This window comes from Xanthobacter lutulentifluminis (assembly GCF_043194675.2).
GTDB lineage: Bacteria > Pseudomonadota > Alphaproteobacteria > Rhizobiales > Xanthobacteraceae > Xanthobacter.
In genome coordinates, this window is the sequence record NZ_CM195525.1 from 1,258,113 (window position 1) to 1,273,994 (window position 15,882).

Annotated in this window: 15 protein-coding genes; 10 read left to right on the plus strand and 5 right to left on the minus strand. The window is 70.5% G+C overall.

Features of this window, described 5'->3' with window-relative positions; all coding sequences use genetic code 11:
• Positions 1-47: 47 nt before the first annotated feature.
• Entirely contained in the window at positions 48-1,838 is a 1,791-nt protein-coding gene (locus V5F49_RS05730) for an acyl-CoA dehydrogenase family protein (RefSeq protein WP_394116050.1), read from the minus strand.
• 192 nt (positions 1,839-2,030) lie between these two features.
• On the opposite strand from V5F49_RS05730, the gene V5F49_RS05735 reads away from it, so the two are divergent.
• The 3 genes from V5F49_RS05735 (at position 2,031) to V5F49_RS05745 (ending at position 4,279) form a co-directional block, all read left to right on the plus strand.
• Positions 2,031-3,074, plus strand: coding sequence for an L-threonylcarbamoyladenylate synthase (locus V5F49_RS05735; RefSeq protein ID WP_394116049.1), 1,044 nt, complete (start codon positions 2,031-2,033; stop codon positions 3,072-3,074).
• Complete coding sequence (locus V5F49_RS05740; RefSeq protein WP_394116048.1) at positions 3,071-3,517, plus strand: GNAT family acetyltransferase; 447 nt, start codon at positions 3,071-3,073, stop codon at positions 3,515-3,517. Before V5F49_RS05735 ends, V5F49_RS05740 begins: the two co-directional genes overlap by 4 nt.
• A gap of 72 nt (positions 3,518-3,589) precedes the next feature.
• Positions 3,590-4,279, plus strand: coding sequence for a fumarylacetoacetate hydrolase family protein (locus V5F49_RS05745; protein WP_394116047.1), 690 nt, complete (start codon positions 3,590-3,592; stop codon positions 4,277-4,279).
• Between the two features lie 30 nt (positions 4,280-4,309).
• Here V5F49_RS05745 and V5F49_RS05750 read toward each other — a convergent pair whose 3' ends face one another.
• The 3 genes from V5F49_RS05750 to V5F49_RS05760 all read right to left on the minus strand — a co-directional run bounded on the left by V5F49_RS05750 (position 4,310) and on the right by V5F49_RS05760 (position 6,909).
• Positions 4,310-5,524 carry a beta-ketoacyl-[acyl-carrier-protein] synthase family protein gene (locus V5F49_RS05750; protein WP_394116046.1) on the minus strand — a complete coding sequence of 405 codons (1,215 nt, stop codon included), beginning with the start codon at positions 5,522-5,524 and terminating at the stop codon, positions 4,310-4,312.
• 14 nt (positions 5,525-5,538) lie between these two features.
• Complete coding sequence (locus V5F49_RS05755) at positions 5,539-5,829, minus strand: acyl carrier protein (RefSeq protein WP_394116045.1); 291 nt, start codon at positions 5,827-5,829, stop codon at positions 5,539-5,541.
• A gap of 177 nt (positions 5,830-6,006) precedes the next feature.
• Positions 6,007-6,909 (minus strand): LysR substrate-binding domain-containing protein, encoded by a 903-nt coding sequence (locus tag V5F49_RS05760; protein WP_394116044.1) that lies wholly within the window; start codon positions 6,907-6,909, stop codon positions 6,007-6,009.
• A 140-nt stretch (positions 6,910-7,049) separates the two neighbouring features.
• Between V5F49_RS05760 and V5F49_RS05765 the strand changes: the two genes are divergently transcribed.
• Together V5F49_RS05765 and V5F49_RS05770 are read left to right on the plus strand one after the other, a co-directional pair.
• Positions 7,050-7,874 (plus strand): aldo/keto reductase, encoded by an 825-nt coding sequence (locus V5F49_RS05765; RefSeq protein ID WP_394116043.1) that lies wholly within the window; start codon positions 7,050-7,052, stop codon positions 7,872-7,874.
• Positions 7,875-7,923: 49 nt separating this feature from the next.
• Positions 7,924-9,135, plus strand: a complete 1,212-nt coding sequence (locus V5F49_RS05770) for an MFS transporter (protein ID WP_394116042.1) — start codon at positions 7,924-7,926, stop codon at positions 9,133-9,135.
• 26 nt (positions 9,136-9,161) lie between these two features.
• Here V5F49_RS05770 and V5F49_RS05775 read toward each other — a convergent pair whose 3' ends face one another.
• Positions 9,162-10,085, minus strand: a complete 924-nt coding sequence (locus tag V5F49_RS05775) for a LysR substrate-binding domain-containing protein (RefSeq protein WP_509210748.1) — start codon at positions 10,083-10,085, stop codon at positions 9,162-9,164.
• A gap of 118 nt (positions 10,086-10,203) precedes the next feature.
• On the opposite strand from V5F49_RS05775, the gene V5F49_RS05780 reads away from it, so the two are divergent.
• The 5 genes from V5F49_RS05780 (at position 10,204) to terL (ending at position 15,861) form a co-directional block, all read left to right on the plus strand.
• Positions 10,204-11,400, plus strand: coding sequence for an MFS transporter (locus tag V5F49_RS05780; protein ID WP_394116040.1), 1,197 nt, complete (start codon positions 10,204-10,206; stop codon positions 11,398-11,400).
• 594 nt (positions 11,401-11,994) lie between these two features.
• Positions 11,995-12,567: a hypothetical protein gene (locus V5F49_RS05785; protein WP_394116039.1), complete on the plus strand. Its 573-nt coding sequence runs from the start codon at positions 11,995-11,997 to the stop codon at positions 12,565-12,567.
• Entirely contained in the window at positions 12,564-13,997 is a 1,434-nt protein-coding gene (locus V5F49_RS05790) for a site-specific DNA-methyltransferase (RefSeq protein WP_394116038.1), read from the plus strand. Before V5F49_RS05785 ends, V5F49_RS05790 begins: the two co-directional genes overlap by 4 nt.
• On the plus strand, positions 13,994-14,419 hold the full coding sequence (locus V5F49_RS05795; RefSeq protein WP_394116037.1) for a DUF5681 domain-containing protein: 426 nt from the start codon (positions 13,994-13,996) through the stop codon (positions 14,417-14,419). Before V5F49_RS05790 ends, V5F49_RS05795 begins: the two co-directional genes overlap by 4 nt.
• Positions 14,416-15,861, plus strand: coding sequence for a phage terminase large subunit (terL, locus tag V5F49_RS05800; protein ID WP_394116036.1), 1,446 nt, complete (start codon positions 14,416-14,418; stop codon positions 15,859-15,861). The genes V5F49_RS05795 and terL overlap by 4 nt, the downstream gene beginning before the upstream one ends.
• Positions 15,862-15,882 lie beyond the last annotated feature (21 nt).

Sequence of the window (15,882 nt, forward strand, 5' to 3'; positions counted from 1 at the left end):
GCGGGCGGGCCCTCCCCGGCGGCGGACCGGCGGGGAGGGGCGATGCGTCAGGCGACGTCGAGCACCGCCTCGGCTTCCAGCACGCCGCCGGCACCGCCGGTGACCGCCTCCTCCAGCCCTTTGGCCTCGGTGGCGAGGTTCTCGGCGAAGAAGCGGGCAATGGCGATGCGGGCCGCAAGGCGCGGGTCGGTCCCGCCTGCCGAACGCTCCAGATGGGCGGCGAGCGCCACCTTGGCGAGATAGGCGCCACCCGCCGCGCGGGCGAACAGGCGCAGGTAGGGGGTCGCCCCGGCAAGCGCCTTGGCCTGCTGCTCGGGCAGCCAGTCCAGCATCTTGGTGGTGGCGCGGGCGAGGGCATCCACCGCCTCGCCGAGGCGCACGCCGGCGTGTCCGAACTCCGGCGCGTTGAGCGCCGCCACTTCGTCGGCGATCTCGCGGTAATCGGCGATCACCGCGTTCACCACGTCGCCGCCCTCCTGCGGCAGCTTGCGGGTGACGAGATCGATCGCCTGGATGCCGTTGGTGCCCTCGTAGATGGCGAAGATCCGGGCATCGCGCAGGTGCTGGGCGGCGCCCGTCTCCTCCACATAGCCCATGCCGCCATGCACCTGCACGCCGGTGGAGGCCACCTCGATGCCGATGTCGGTGGAGAAGGCCTTGGCCACCGGGGTCAGCAGGCTCGCCTCGGCGAAGGCGGCGGCGCGGGCGATGGGATCGGCCAGCCGGTGGGAGCGGTCGAGGGCGTCGGCGGTGCGAAGGCACAGGGCACGGGCGGCATCGGTCTCCGCGCGCATGGTCAGCAGCATGCGCTTGACGTCGGGATGGGCGATGATGGGGGCGGAGCCCTCCACGCCCGGCGCCTTGCCCTGCCGGCGCTCCTTGGCATAGGCGAAGGCGCGCTGGGTGGCGCGCTCGGCCACCGCCACGCCCTGGATGCCGACCGCGAGGCGGGCGTTGTTCATCATGGTGAACATGCAGGCGAGGCCACGGTTCTCCTCGCCCACGAGGTAGCCGATGGCGCCCTCGCCGGTCTCGCCGAACACCATGGTGCAGGTGGGCGAGCCGTGCAGGCCGAGCTTGTGCTCGATGCCGGCGCAGACCACGTCGTTGCGCGCGCCCAGCGAGCCATCGGCGTTCACCAGGAACTTCGGCACCACGAACAGGGAGATGCCGCGGGTGCCGGCCGGCGCGTCGGGCAGGCGGGCGAGCACCAGGTGGACGATGTTCTCTGCGAGGTCGTGCTCGCCGTAGGAGATGAAGATCTTGGTGCCGAAGATGCGATAGGTGCCGTCGTCCTGCTTCACCGCCTTGGCGCGCAGCACGGCGAGGTCGGAGCCGGCCTGCGGCTCGGTGAGGTTCATGGTGCCGGTCCAGGTGCCGGCCACCATCTTCGGCAAATAGGTGTGCTGCAGCTCGGGCGCGCCGTGGGCGGTGAGGGCCTCGATGGCGCCCATGGTGAGCACGCCGCCGATGCCGAACGAGGGCGAGGCGGAGTTCCAGAACTCGGTCAGCGCGGAGGTGATGGAGGTGGGCAGATGCTGGCCGCCGAACTCCTCCTCGGCCGCCACCGAGCTCCAGCCGGCGGCGGTCCACGCCTCATAGGCGCCGCGCCAGCCCTCCGGCGTGGTGACCACGCCATCCTTCGCGGAACAGCCCTGCTTGTCGGCGGTGCGGTCGAGCGGCGCGATGACCGAGGCGGCGAACTTGCCGGCCTCCTCCAGCACCGGATCGACCACGTCGAACGAGAGGTCCACAAGCCCCTGCTCCATCAGGCGGGGCAGGGTCGTGCAGGTCTTGAGAAAATAGGAGACCTCTTCCACCGGCGCGCGATAGCTCATCAGACCTCTCCCGTTGGCCCGTTCCGGGGCGCGCGGGCCTGTGCCTTGGGCCGCGAGCCGGGCGGGCGCTTGACCGCCGTCGGCGGGCGCGCTCTAAGCACCCCGCCGGCCGGCCCACCACATCGGCGCTGGCGGCCTGCTTCGTCAAGGGGCGTGCCTCAGTCATTGGTTGGAGGCACGGATTTCGACACCATGACCTCGCCACTTTCGCCCGCCCCGTCGCCCGCTGCTCCGGCCACGCGCCTGCTCCCTGCCGACGCGTCCGCAGCCATCGCCACGGCGGCGAAGATGCTGGTGACGGGCGGCCTCGTCGCCTTTCCCACCGAGACGGTCTACGGCCTCGGCGCCGACGCGGGGAACCCGGATGCCGTGGCGCGGCTCTACGCTGCGAAAGGACGCCCGGCGTTCAACCCGCTCATCGCCCATGTGACCGACCTCGACGCCGCCGCGCGGATCGGCCGGTTCGATGCCCGCGCCCGCGCCATCGCCGCCCGGTTCTGGCCGGGGCCGCTCACTCTCGTGGTGCCCTTTGCCGACAGCCCGGCGGTGTGCGACCTCGCCCGCGCCGGCCTCGACACCGTGGCGATCCGGGTGCCGTCCGAGCCCGTCGCCCGCGCCCTCCTCGCCGCCGCGGGGCGACCCATCGTGGCCCCCAGCGCCAACCGCTCGGGCCATGTCTCGCCCACCACCGCCGCCCATGTGATGGAAGACCTCGCCGGCCGCATCGACGCCGTGCTGGACGGGGGGCCGACGGCGGTCGGCGTGGAATCCACCATCCTCGACCTCACCGGCCCGGACCCCGTGCTGTTGCGGCCGGGCGGCCTTGCGCGGGAGGCGATCGAGGCGGCGCTGGGCCGTCCCCTCGCCCGCCCCGCCGCCTTCGACGATGCCCGCCCCGCCGCCCCAGGCCGGCTCGCCTCCCATTACGCGCCGCGCGCGCTGCTGCGGCTGGAGGCGCGCGAGGTCGCGCCCGGCGAGGCGCTCCTGACCTTCGCCGGCGCCCGCCCGCCCGGCGCCGGCTCCGCCGCGCAGGTCCTCGATCTCAGCCCCGCCGGCGACCTCACCGAAGCCGCCGCCCGGCTCTATGGCGCCCTGCGCAGCCTTGATGCCTCCGGCGTTCCGTCCATCGCGGTGGTGCCGCTGCCCCGCACGGGGCTGGGCGAGGCCATCGCCGACCGTCTCGCCCGGGCCGCCGCGCCCCGTCCCGCCGCTCCTTCATCCGAGATGCCCGCATGACCGCGTCTACCGCCCTGCCCGCCGGCATCACCCTCGGCCATGCCGAGGATGCCGACACCCCCGCCCTCGCCGCCCTGTGGGAAGAGGCGGGCCTGACCCGGCCGTGGAACGATCCCCACGCCGACATCGCGCTGGCCCGGCGTGGTCCCCATTCCACCATCCTGGTGGCGCGGCAGGGCACCGCGCTCGCCGGCTCGGTGATGGTGGGGCACGACGGGCACCGCGGCTGGGTCTATTACCTCGCGGTGGCGCAGGACCAGCGGGGCCGGGGCCTCGGCCGCGCGCTCCTCACCGCCGCCGAGGACTGGCTGCGCGCGCGGGCCGTCCCCAAGCTGATGCTGCTGGTGCGGCCCGACAACGAGCAGGTGCGCGGCTTCTACGCCGCCGTGGGCTACGCTGAGGAGCCGCGCGTCGTCTTCTCACGCCGGCTGGACGGGAAATAGGCGCGCGCATCCGCCCTTTCCTCCGTCGGCGCCGGGGCCTATGCAGGAGCTCCCCTTTTCCGGAGCCTCCCCATGGTGAGCTACGTCGTTGCGCCCCCCGCCATCCCTGCCCTGCCCGTCGTGGGCAGCGACGCGCTGTTCCCGGTGCACCGCATCTATTGCGTCGGCCGCAACTTCGCCGATCACGCGGTGGAGATGGGCCACGACCCCAGCAAGGAGCCGCCGTTCTTCTTCCAGAAGAACCCGGACACGCTGGTGCATTCCGGCGCGACCATCTCCTACCCGCGCATGACCAGGGACGTGCACCACGAGGTGGAGCTGGTGGTGGCGCTGAAGTCCGGCGGCGAGGACATTCCGGTGGAGAAGGCGCTGGACCACGTGTTCGGCTATGCGGTGGGCCTCGATCTCACCCGGCGCGACCTGCAGGCCGAGGCCAAGAAGCTGGGCCGGCCGTGGGAGATCGCCAAGGCGTTCGAGGAGGGCGCGCCCTGCTCCGCCGTGGTGCCCGTGGGCACCATCGGCCATCCCTCCGCCGGCCGCATCTTCCTGAAGATCAACAATGAGGTGCGCCAGAACGGCGACCTCAACCAGATGATCTGGAAGGTGCCGGAGATGATCGCCACCCTCTCCACCCTGTTCCGCCTCGCTCCCGGCGACCTGATCTTCGCCGGCACGCCGGCCGGGGTCGGCCCGGTGGCGCGCGGCGATGTGCTGGAAGGCGGGGTCGAGGGCGTGGGCGAGATCCGCCTCACCATCGACTGAGGCGTTTCCTCCGAACTGGCGCGGGGCGGCTCAGGCCGCCTTGCGCAGCGCCAGCACCGCGTTGAGGCCGCCGAAGGCGAAGGCGTTCACCAGCGCCACCTCCGGCGCGCCCTCCCGCGCGGCGTTGGGCACGCAGTCGAGGTCGCAGTCCGGGTCGGGCTCGCGGAAGTTCAGGGTGGGCGGGAAGAAGCCGTGGCCGAGCGCGAGCAGCGCCGTCACCGCCCCGAGCCCGCCGGCCGCGCCGAGGCAATGGCCGGTCATGGCCTTCACCGAGGACACCGGCACCCGCGCCAGCCCCTCGCCCAGAACCGCGCGCAGGGCGGCGGTCTCGGTCTTGTCGTTCAGCACCGTGCCGGTGCCGTGGGCGTTCACATAATCCACCGCATCGGGCGCGAGGCCGGCATCGTCGAGAGCGGCGGCGATGGCGCGCGCGCAGCTGGCCGCGTCAGGCGCGGTGAGGTCGGCGCCGTCGGCGCTCATGCCGAAGCCGACGATCTCGCCGAGAATGGTCGCCCCGCGCGCCCGCGCCCGCTCCATGTCCTCCAGCACCAGCGCCGCCGCGCCTTCGCCGAGCACGAGGCCGGAGCGGTCCTTGGAGAACGGGCGGCAGGTGTCGGAGGAGGTGACGCGCAGCGCCTCCCAGCTCTTCATCATGCCGATGGTGAGCGGCGCCTCGCAGCCGCCGGTCACCGCCACGTCGATCAGGCCGCCGCGCACCATCTGGAAGGCGAGGCCGATGGCATGGGAGGCGGACGAGCAGGCGGAGGCCGTGGCGAAGCTCGGCCCGAGGATGCGGTGCGCCATGGAAATGTGGCTCGCCGCCGAGGACGGCATGGCGCGCGGCACCGTGAAGGGATGCGGCCGCCCGTTGTCGACGAGGATGCGCTGGTAGCCCTCCTCGAGCGACTGGCAGCCCACCGCCGCGCCGAAGATGACGCCGGCGCGCTGGCGGGCATCGGGGTCGATCACCGCGCCGGCGGTGGCCATGGCTTCCGCCGCGGCGATGAGGGCGAGCTGGCCGGAGCGGTCCAGCATGCCCAGCTGGCGCGGGTCGAAATGCGCCTCGGGCGCGAAGGCGGGCACCTCGCCGGCGAGGCGGGTCTTCACCTTGTCGTGTGGGACGAGCGTCAGCGGCCCGAGGCCGCCCTTCGCCCCGCGCAGCGCGTCCAGATGGGCCGTAATGCCGAGACCGAGGGCGGATACCGCGCCCATGCCGGTGATGGCGACGCGGCGGGGTGCCTGCATGCCGGGATGTCCGTTCATGAAGCCGGGGCGTTCGGCGCCACCGTGCCCTTGCCGGCGTCGATGATCTTCTCGATGGCGTCCAGGAGCTCGAACACCTTCACGTCGGTGTTCTCCAGCGGGCCGCCCTCGGCCGGGATCTCGACGCCGAACCGCTCCTCGATCTTGAAGATGAGCTCGATCAGGTCGAGGGAGCTGATGCCGAGATCCGAGACGCTGGTGTCGGCCGCGATGATGGACGGGTCGATCGAGGCTTCGGCCGCAATCACTTCGAGAATCTCCGCCTTGCGGCCCCCAACTTCCGCCACGCGACCCTCCGTCAACCCTCACACCGGCGGGCCCGGGGACCCGCCGCGACGGCGCTAACATGCACAGGCACCTCCCCCCTGTCCACCTCGCCGCCTGCGGACACCCGGACGCGACCGTCGCCCGGGAGCAGGCTACCGCCCCGCTGCCGCGACCGGACCCGGCGGCGGCGCGCGCCTTCACCCCTCGACGAACGCCTGCAGCCGCGGACACATGAAATCGAGGAACACCCGCACCCGCTGGGGCATCCTCGGGCCGCCGAGATAAAGCGCGTTGATGGGCTCCTCGTCGCTCTCCACCACGTCGGCCAGCACCTCGACGAGGCGGCCGGCGGCCAGATCGTCGCGGGCGTGATAGTCGCCGAGGCGGGCGATGCCGACGGCGGCCACCGCCAGGCGGCGCACGGTCTCGCCATTGTTGGCGAGGAGCGATCCCGTCACCGCGCGGTCGACGATGCGCCCGCTCTCGCGCAGCGGCCAGACCGGCGCGGCCCGGCGGAAATTGAAGCCGAGGCAGTTGTGATGGGCGAGGTCCTCCGCCGTCCGCGGCACGCCATGGCGCGTGAGGTAGGCCGGCGCCGCCACGATCCGGCGCCGGGCGATGCCCAGCCGCCGCACGGTCATGGAGGAATCCTGCAACGGGCCGATGCGGAAGGCCACATCCGTGCGATCAAGGTAGAGATCGATGATCTCGTCGGACAGGGAGAGATCCACCGCAATGTTGGGATGCTCCGCCCAGAAGGCGGGCAGGAGCGGCTCCAGCGCCATGATGCCGAACGCGACCGACGCATTCACCCGCACGGTCCCGCCGGCGCAGGTGGCGCCGCGCAGGAGGTCGCGCTCCAGAATGTCGAGATCATCCAGCAGCGCGACGCTGCGCTCGTAATAGACCTGCCCCTCCGCGGTGAGGGACAGCCGGCGCGTGGACCGCTCCACCAGCCGCACGCCGAGCCGCGCCTCGATCCGGCCGATGAGCTTGCTCACGGTGGAGGGAGTCATCATCAGCAGGCGCGCGGCCTCCGAGAAGCTGCCCGCCTCCACCACCCGCCGGAACACCTGCATCTCGCCGGCACGATTATCCATGGCACCCGCCTGTGAAAGAGCTTCACAGATAATGTGCAGGCGCACGCGATTATCAAGGCGTGGACGGGGGCGTATCTCCGATCCACGTGGAACGCAATTCCCATCGGCCCGGCCGCGTCCGCCGGTGACAGGAGAGACCCATGCAGACCGTAACCGCCCACGGCGCCGAGATCCCCGCGCTCGGCTTCGGCGTGTTCCGCATGTCGGATGCCGAGGTGGAGCGCGTGGTGCCCGCGGCGCTGGAAGCCGGCTTCCGCCATTTCGACACCGCCCAGATCTACGGCAACGAGGCGGCCCTGGGCCGGGCGCTGGCCGCCGCCGGCGCGCGCCGGAACGATCTGTTCCTCACCACCAAGGTGTGGGTGGACAAATACAGCCCTGCCCTGTTCGCCCCCTCGGTGGCCGAGAGCCTCGACAAGCTCGGCGTGGAGCAGGTGGACCTGCTGCTGCTCCACTGGCCGGGCGACAAGGTGCCCGTCGCCGACCAGATCGCGCTCATCAATGAAGTGGCCGAGGCCGGGCGCACCCGCTTCATCGGCGTCAGCAACCAGAACGTCGCCCAGTTGCGGGAATCGGTCGCGGCGAGCCGCGCCCCCATCGTCACCAACCAGATCGAGATGCACCCCTATCTCGACCAGAGCGCCATGGCGGCAGCCGCGAAGGCCGCGGGCGTCGCGCTCACCGCCTATTTCGCCATGGCGGACGGGGCGGTGCCGCGCGATCCGGTGCTCCGGGAGATCGGCGCCCGCCGCGGCAAGAGCGCGGCGCAGGTCGGCCTGCGCTGGCTCATCCAGCAGGGCCATGTGGTGCTCTCCAAGACCGCCCGGCCGGAACGCGTCGCCGAGAACATGGCCGTGTTCGACTTCACCCTCGATGCGGCGGAGATGGCGCGCATCGCCTCCCTCGCCCGCCCCGACGGACGGCGGGTGAATCCGGAAGGTCTCGCCCCCGCCTGGGATGCGTGATCGCCGCATCCCGCCAGCTGCCCCGACACCCGTTCACACAGGACGCGCCATGACTGCCCCCGCCTCCGAAACCGCCGCCGCCACCGCGGGCGGCATGAACTGGCCGCTCGTCGCCCTCGCCATCGGCGCGTTCGGCATCGGCACCACCGAGTTCACCCCCATGGGCCTCCTGCCGGTGATCGCGCAGGGGGTGGATGTCTCCATCCCCGCCGCCGGCCTGCTGGTGAGCGCCTATGCGGTGGGCGTGCTGGTGGGCGCGCCGGTGATGACGCTAGCCTTCAGCCGGTTCGGCAAGCGCACGGCGCTGATGCTGCTGATGGCCATCTTCACCATCGGCAACCTCATGTCCGCGCTGGCGCCGGGCTACACCACCCTGCTCCTCTCCCGGCTGGTGACCAGCCTCAACCATGGCGCCTTCTTCGGCCTCGGCGCCATCGTGGCGGCGAGCGTGGTGCCCAAGGACCGGCAGGCGAGCGCGGTCGCCACCATGTTCATGGGCCTCACCATCGCCAACGTGGGCGGCGTGCCGGCCGCCACCTGGATCGGCCAGCAGATCGGCTGGCGCATGGCCTTCGCGGGGACGGCCGGGCTCGGCCTCCTCGCCATCGCCGCCCTGTGGCTCGCCTTGCCGCGCGGCGAGGCCGGCACCGTGCCCCACGTGCGGCGCGAGCTGAAGGTGCTGACGCGCCCGGCCGTCCTCATGGCCATGGCCACCACCGTCATGGGCTCGGCCGCCATGTTCACGCTCTATACCTATGTGGCCCCGGTGCTCGAGCGGATCACCGGCGCGACGAACAGCTTCGTCACCCTGTCGCTGGTGCTCATCGGCGTCGGCTTCACCCTCGGCAACATGCTGGGCGGACGGCTGGCGGACTGGTCGGTGGAGGGCGCCACGCGCATCTTCCTCGCAGCCGTCGCCGTCATCATGCTGCTGCTGCCATTCGCCCTCGCCAGCCACGCGGGCGCGGCGGCGAGCCTGCTGGTGTGGGGCGCCGCCACATTCGGGCTGGTGCCGCCGGTGCAGATGCGGGTGATGCAGGCGGCGGCCGAGGCGCCGGGCCTCGCCTCCTCCATCAACATCGGCGCGTTCAACCTGGGCAACGCCATCGGCGCGGCGGTGGGCGGAGCGGTGCTCAGCCTCGGCCTCGGCTATGCGGCGGTGCCCGTCTCGGGCGCTCTGCTGGCGGCCGCCGGCCTGCTGCTGGTGTGGCTCGGCCGCGCGAATGTTCCGGTCGCGGCCCGTGAGGCGTGCGAGGCCTGACGGGGCCGCCCCGCCCGCTGCCGGCCTCAGGCCGGCGTCCCGGCGGTGTGCACGAAGTCGGCGGCCACCGGGCTCGGGCCCAGCCGGGCGGCGAGCGCATCGATGAACAGGCGCACCTTCGCCGGCACCATCCGCCGGCTGGGATAGACCGCCCAGATGGCGAACGGCACCGGCACCGCATCCTCGAGCGTGATCTCCCTCAGGCGGCCGGAGGCGAGGTCTCCTCCCACGGTCCAACGTGACAGGTTGGCGATGCCGAGCCCGCCGCGGCAGGCCTCCAGGATGGCGTCGGCGGAATTGGCGGTGAAGCGCCCGGCGACCCGCACCGTCCGACGCGCGGAGCCGGCCTCGAAGCTCCAGTTGGCGCGCGCGCCGCTGGTGAGGCACTCATGCTGCAGCAGGTCGGACAGGGTCGCGGGCGTCCCGCACCGCGCCAGATAGGACGGTGTCGCCACCAGCTGCTGCGGACTGTCGGCCAGCCGCCGGGCGATGAGCTCGCTGTCGCCCGGCGCGGCGATGCGCAGGGCAAGGTCGATCCCCTCGGCGACGATATCGAGCACCGTGTCGGTCAATTGCAGGTCCACCTGCACGGCGGGATGCAGCGTCATGAACTCCACCGCCAGCGGCGCCACCACCTGCCGGCCGAAGGCGATCGAGGCGGTGATGCGCAGCAGGCCGGAAGCTTCCGCCCGCGCGCCCGTGACGCTGGCCAGCGCCGCCGCCTTCTCCTCCACCAGCGCGCGGGCATGGGGCAGGAACACCGCCCCCTCGTCGGTGAGGGAAAGGGCACGGGTGGTCCGGTGCAGGAGGCGGACGCCCAGCTCCTCCTCGAGCCCGGCGATGAGCCGCGTCGCCTTCATGGGCGACAGCCGCAGCCGCCGCGCGGCCGCGGCAAGGCTGCCCGCGGTCGCCACCTCGCGGAACAGGGCAAGGGCGACAAAATCCATCATATCACCCTGCGATATAATTATGCATCGTGCAATCAGACTATAACGTTTCGCCCAGGGCCTTATCTGTGCAGGAACGATCCATGCTCGTGCCCCAGGATGGCGGCGCAGGAGACATCCCATGCCGCTTGAGACGCCCTCCATCGAGACCGCCGCCGCGCAGGAGGCCCCCGGCCTCGGCCGCACCTTCGCCATGGCCGCAGCCGCCGGCACCGCCGTCGCCAACATCTATTACAACCAGCCCATGCTGGCGCTGATGGTGAAGGACCTGCCGGGCCCCCTGTCGACCGCCATCCCCACCGCGACCCAGCTCGGCTACGCGGTCGGCCTGTTCCTGCTGGTCCCGCTGGGCGATCTCGTGGAGCGGCGCCGGCTCATCATCATCCAGTTCACCCTGCTCGCCGCGGCGCTGGCGCTGGCGGCGACCGCGCCGGGCGCGGCCTCGATGGTGGCGGCCTCGCTGCTCATCGGCTTTCTCGCCACCGTGGCCCAGCAGATCGTTCCGCTGGCCGCCCATCTGGCCGCGCCCGAGCGGCGCGGGGCGACGGTGGGCACGGTGATGGCCGGCCTGCTCACGGGCATCCTCCTCAGCCGGACCCTCGCCGGCTTCGTCGCCACCCATGCCGGCTGGCGCGAGATGTTCTGGCTGGCGGTGCCCATCGCGCTCGCCGCCGCCGGACTGATGGCCGCGACCCTGCCCCGCAGCGCGCCCGATTCCAGCATGGGCTACGGCAGCCTGCTGCGCTCCATCGGCCACCTGTGGCTGGAATTCCCGGCGCTGCGCCTCGCGGCGCTGACGCAGGCGGCCCTGTTCGCCGCCTTCACCGTGTTCTGGACCATCCTGCCCTTCCACCTGGCCCAGCCCGCGTTCGGGCTCGGCGCCGACGTCGCCGGCCTGTTCGGACTGGTGGGAGCGGTGGGCATCCTCGCCGCCCCGCTCGCCGGCCGCTTCGCCGACAGGAACGGTACTGCCGGCACCGTGCTGATGGGCGCCGGCGTGGCGCTGGCCTCCTGGCTCATCTTCGGCACGTGGGGCAGCATCGCCGGCCTTGTCACCGGCGTCGTGCTGCTGGATTTCGGCATGCAGATCGCGCTGATCTCCAACCAGCACATCATCTTCGCCCTGCGCCCAGCGGCGAGGGCGCGTCTCAACACGGTGCTGATGGGCGCCATGTTCCTCGGCGGCGCGCTCGGTTCCGCGCTGGCGACGCTCGGCTGGAGCATGGGCGGCTGGACGGCGGTGAGCCTGCTCGGCATCTGCCTCACCCTCGCCGCCACCCTGCTCCAGGTCGCGGCATCCCGGCGCCGGAAGGGATGACCTGCGACGATGGCTCCCCGACGGGGCCGCCGCTCGGGCTGGGGGACACACCGGCCGTCACGCGGGCGTGCCCGCGGAGGGGCCGTCACGCGGGCGTGCCCGCGGAGGGACAGCCCTCGTGACGAAAATCGCGAGGCAGAGCCGAGGCTTGTGTCGGAAACGGGAGTGGCTGACGAGGCAGTCTGCAGCGAACCCGTCTCTGCGGGGAATTCCCTGCTTTTGGGGAATTTGCAGGGAAAATCCGCGAGTTCCGGGGAAAACCGGGCCCTCGGCGCGCCGAGAAAGAGTGCTCCAACAAAGGCTTGCACGGCAAATTCCCTGGACCGCCCTGCAGGGAATTGTGATTGCCTTGCAGGCAATCCGCCCGCGGGAGCAGGGATATCTCCCCGCAGATCCGGTCCGCTCCCCGTGTATGGGGGGCATATTTAAGTTCGTTTCCGCGAATTCATTTCCCTTGCCCGAAGGCCATCGGCCTCCTGATACTGCGGGCACTGGAGTGTTTCGACCATGAGCCCGCGTCCATCCAATCCGCTGCCAAAACGGCCCCGTGGCCGGCCGAAGGGGACGGCCCCGTTCGCGCAGCAAGATCGCCGCGTGCTCGCCGCGTTCGCCGATGGAGCCATCGGCATGCCCCATGCCGAGCTCACGCCTTTCCTGAGACAGCGCGGCTATGAGGACAAGGACGTCCGACGCGCGCTGAAACGATGGCGGGAGGAGGGGCCCGACTTGCTCCGGGAGGCCCAATTGCGGGCCGATGCCGCGCCGCCCGAAAGCATTTTCGACCTGATCGTCGACCTGGTGCAGTCCATGTCGTTCATCAGGGATGCCGCACGCCCCGCATTTGATGCGCTTTCCAGAAGCCTGGCGCGCGCCCGGCGCCGGGCAGAGGCCCGAAAGGCCTTCGGTCTCGATCCGGGTCTTCCCTTCGACCAGACCGATCCTGCAAAGGTCGAGGAAGCGATCCGCCGTTTCGAGCAAACGGTCGGGGCCGGATACATGCCGCCAGGGTTGGAGGGGCGGACGATCGACGCGCTTCCCCTCTCGCTCAAGCTCTATAGCGCGGCAGTGATGCTGCATGTCACGAGCCTGCAGGTCGCCGGGCAGGAAATCCGGGAGGCCACGGCCTCCGGCGGCGAGGCAGCGCAATCCCGGGAGCCTGAGAGATGAAGGGACGACAGGCAAAGTGCTCCATGCCGCCGGGGGATCCGGTCAAGACCTATGGCGAGCGGATCGAGATGATCCCGGTTGCCCGGCTGAAGCCCTATCCGCGTAACGCACGCACCCATTCGAAGAAGCAGATCGGGCAGATCGCCGATAGTATGAGGCGCTTCGGCTTCACCAATCCGGTCCTGATCGACGATGGCGACATGATCCTCGCCGGCCACGGCCGGGTCGAGGCGGCGAAGCTCATCGGGATGGACGCCATCGCGTGCCTGAGGCTGTCGTCCATGAGCGCGGCGGAGAAGCGGGCCTATGTGCTTGCCGACAACAAGCTCGCCCTGAATGCGGGCTGGGACGACGACATTCTCGCCGGCGAGCTGGAATTGATCCTGGGGGATGCGGGCGAGATCGACATCGCCATCACCGGCTTTTCGGTGGCGGAGGTCGACACCCTCCTCGATACCGCCGAGACCGGGCAGACGCCCCAGGATGAGCGCGACGACGCCCTGCCCGAGCCGGTCCCCCTCGCAGTGAGCCGCCCGGGCGACATCTGGCGGCTTGGCAACCACCGCCTTGCCTGCGGCGATGCCCGGGACGATGAGGTCTATCGCGCCCTGATGTCCACCGCACGCGACGGCGGGGCTGAGCGGGCCCAGATGGTCTTCACCGACCCGCCCTACAATGTCCGCATCCGCGGCAATGTAAGCAACTCGAACGGACACCGCGAGTTCGTGATGGCCTCCGGGGAGATGTCGCAGGACGCCTTCGTGGCGTTCCTCACTTCCGCATTCCGGCCCATGGCCGCCTGGAGCGAGGACGGCTCCATCCACTTCATCTGCATGGACTGGCGCCACATGGAGGAGATCAGCGCGGCCGGGCGGGCGGTCTTCCGCGAGCTGAAGAACCTCATCGTCTGGGCCAAGGACAATGCCGGGATGGGGACTTTCTACCGCTCCCGCCATGAGCTCATCTTCGCCTTCAAGAACGGCACCGCTCCCCATATCAACGCGTTCGAGCTGGGCCAGAACGGGCGGCATCGCACGAACGTCTGGAACTATCGCGGCATCACCTCGCCCACGAAGGAATCGCGGGAGGCCCTGCAGCTTCATCCCACGGTGAAGCCGGTGGCCATGGTGGCGGACGCGCTCAAGGACTGCTCGCGGCGCGGCGGCATCGTCCTCGACCCGTTTTGCGGCTCCGGCACCATCCTCATCGCCGCGCAGAAGACCGGCCGCCGCGCCCGGGCCATCGAACTCGATCCCTCCCATTGCGACACCGCCATCCGGCGCTGGCAGCTCTTCGCCAGGGACGATGCAATCCTCGCGGCCACGGGCGAGACCTTCGATGAGGTCGCGGCGCGGCGCAAGTCAGAGCCGGAGGCCCCGTCCTGCGCGGAGGCGGCCGTTCAGGCCACGATGGGAGGCAAGCGGCCATGAGCGATGATGCGCAGCGCCGGAAAAGCGATGAGGCCTATAAGGTCGGCTACGGCAACCCGCCGCGCGACACCCGCTTCAAGCCGGGCCAGTCGGGCAATCCCAAGGGCAGGCAAAAGGGCAGCAAGAGCTTCAAGGCCACCGTCGGCGCGATCCTGAACGAAAAGATCAAGGTCCAAACGCCCCAAGGCACGAAACGCATCACGAAGCTCGAGGCGCTCGTCCACACCAACCTGAACAATGCGCTGAAGGGCGATCCCAAGGCGAGCGATCAGGTGTTCCGGATCGCCCGCGAGGCGGGGCTCGTGGAGGAGGTTGCCGAGGTGTTCGACAAGCTCACCATGCAGCAGCTGGTCGAGGAAGACCAGGCGATCCTGGAACGCTTCGCGCGCCGGCACAGCGATGGCGAGGAGGACGGCGCATGAACCCGCTCCCGTTCATCGCCGGCCAAAATCCGACAGGTGCCCTTTCCGACGGGCGCCTGCTCCAGGCGATTCTCCGGCAGGATCTCGGCGCCTTCGCCGAACGGTGCTTCTACGACGTGGCGGGCGGCCGCGATTACCTGCACAATTGGCATCTGGACGCGCTGGCCCACCATTTGACCCTGGTGGCCGACGGGCACTGCAAGCGCCTCGTCATCACCCTGCCGCCACGCAGCCTCAAATCCCTCTATGCCTCCATTGCGTTTCCGGCCTGGATGCTCGGCCATGACCCCCACCGGCGCATCATCTGCGCCTCCTACGGGCGCGGCCTCGCCACGGCCCACGCCAACAGCTGCCGCAGCATCATGCGGACTGCGTGGTACAAGGCGCTGTTCCCCTTGATGCGGATCGATCCCCGCAAGGACACGGAGGACGAGGTCCGAACCACCCGCGGGGGCTTCCGCCTGACGGCCACCGTGGGCGGCGCCCTGACCGGGCGCGGCGGCTCGATCATCATCATCGATGACGCCATGAAGGCGGACGATGCCCGCTCCGATACGCTCAGAACCAACGTCAACGACTGGTTCGACGAGACGTTGCTCTCGCGCCTCGACGACAAGCGCAGCGACGCCATCGTCCTCGTCATGCAGCGCCTCCACGTCGACGACCTGGTGGGGCACGTGCTCAAGGCCGGAGGCTGGACCCACCTCAACCTCTCGGCCATCGCCGCCGAAGACATGCAGGTGCCCATCGGCAATGGCCGGTTCCACTTCCGCAAGGCCGGTGACCTGCTCCACCCCGAGCGGGAGCCGCAGCGCGTTCTGGACGAGCTGCGCGCCGCCATGGGATCCGCCGCCTACTCCGCGCAATATCTGCAAGAGCCCGTGCCGGCCGGCGGCAACATGGTCCAATGGGAGTGGTTCGGCAGGTGGACCCGGTTGCCCGAGAAGAAGGACTATCAGACCAGGATCGTGCAGAGCTGGGATACCGCCTCCAAGGCCAACGAACTCAATGACTACTCGGTCGGGATCACCGCCCTCGTCCACAAGGAGGCCATCCACATCCTGGATGTGGTCCGGGCGCGGCTCGAATATCCGGCCCTGAAGAAGCGGATCATTGCCGAGAAGAAGCAGTGGAACGCCGACATCGTGCTCATCGAGGACAAGGGCTCGGGCCAGAGCCTCATCCAGGATCTGCGCGCCGATCACATCTACGCCAAGGAGATCAAGCCGGAGGCCGACAAGGTGGTGCGCATGTCCTGGTGCACGGCTCCCATCGAATCCGGAGCCGTCCTCCTTCCGCACTCCGCTCCCTGGCTCGATGAATTCCGGACCGAGCTCCTCGCCTTCCCGAGCGCCCTGCACGATGACCAGGTCGATGCGCTCTCCCAGCTCATCAACTGGGCAAGGACAAAGTCAAACTATACCCTCGACAACGTCAGATAAGTGGAACCTGATGGTCGATCC

Bases quoted from the DNA above. Each gene is read 5' to 3' on its own strand.
- V5F49_RS05730 (WP_394116050.1), bottom strand. From the start codon at position 1,838: ATGAGCTATCGCGCGCCGGTGGAAGAGGTCTCCTATTTTCTCAAGACC.
- V5F49_RS05735 (WP_394116049.1), top strand. From the start codon at position 2,031: ATGACCTCGCCACTTTCGCCCGCCCCGTCGCCCGCTGCTCCGGCCACG.
- V5F49_RS05740 (WP_394116048.1), top strand. From the start codon at position 3,071: ATGACCGCGTCTACCGCCCTGCCCGCCGGCATCACCCTCGGCCATGCC.
- V5F49_RS05745 (WP_394116047.1), top strand. From the start codon at position 3,590: ATGGTGAGCTACGTCGTTGCGCCCCCCGCCATCCCTGCCCTGCCCGTC.
- V5F49_RS05750 (WP_394116046.1), bottom strand. From the start codon at position 5,524: ATGCAGGCACCCCGCCGCGTCGCCATCACCGGCATGGGCGCGGTATCC.
- V5F49_RS05760 (WP_394116044.1), bottom strand. From the start codon at position 6,909: ATGGATAATCGTGCCGGCGAGATGCAGGTGTTCCGGCGGGTGGTGGAG.
- V5F49_RS05765 (WP_394116043.1), top strand. From the start codon at position 7,050: ATGCAGACCGTAACCGCCCACGGCGCCGAGATCCCCGCGCTCGGCTTC.
- V5F49_RS05770 (WP_394116042.1), top strand. From the start codon at position 7,924: ATGACTGCCCCCGCCTCCGAAACCGCCGCCGCCACCGCGGGCGGCATG.
- V5F49_RS05775 (WP_509210748.1), bottom strand. From the start codon at position 10,085: ATGATGGATTTTGTCGCCCTTGCCCTGTTCCGCGAGGTGGCGACCGCG.
- V5F49_RS05780 (WP_394116040.1), top strand. From the start codon at position 10,204: ATGCCGCTTGAGACGCCCTCCATCGAGACCGCCGCCGCGCAGGAGGCC.
- V5F49_RS05790 (WP_394116038.1), top strand. From the start codon at position 12,564: ATGAAGGGACGACAGGCAAAGTGCTCCATGCCGCCGGGGGATCCGGTC.
- V5F49_RS05795 (WP_394116037.1), top strand. From the start codon at position 13,994: ATGAGCGATGATGCGCAGCGCCGGAAAAGCGATGAGGCCTATAAGGTC.
- terL (WP_394116036.1), top strand. From the start codon at position 14,416: ATGAACCCGCTCCCGTTCATCGCCGGCCAAAATCCGACAGGTGCCCTT.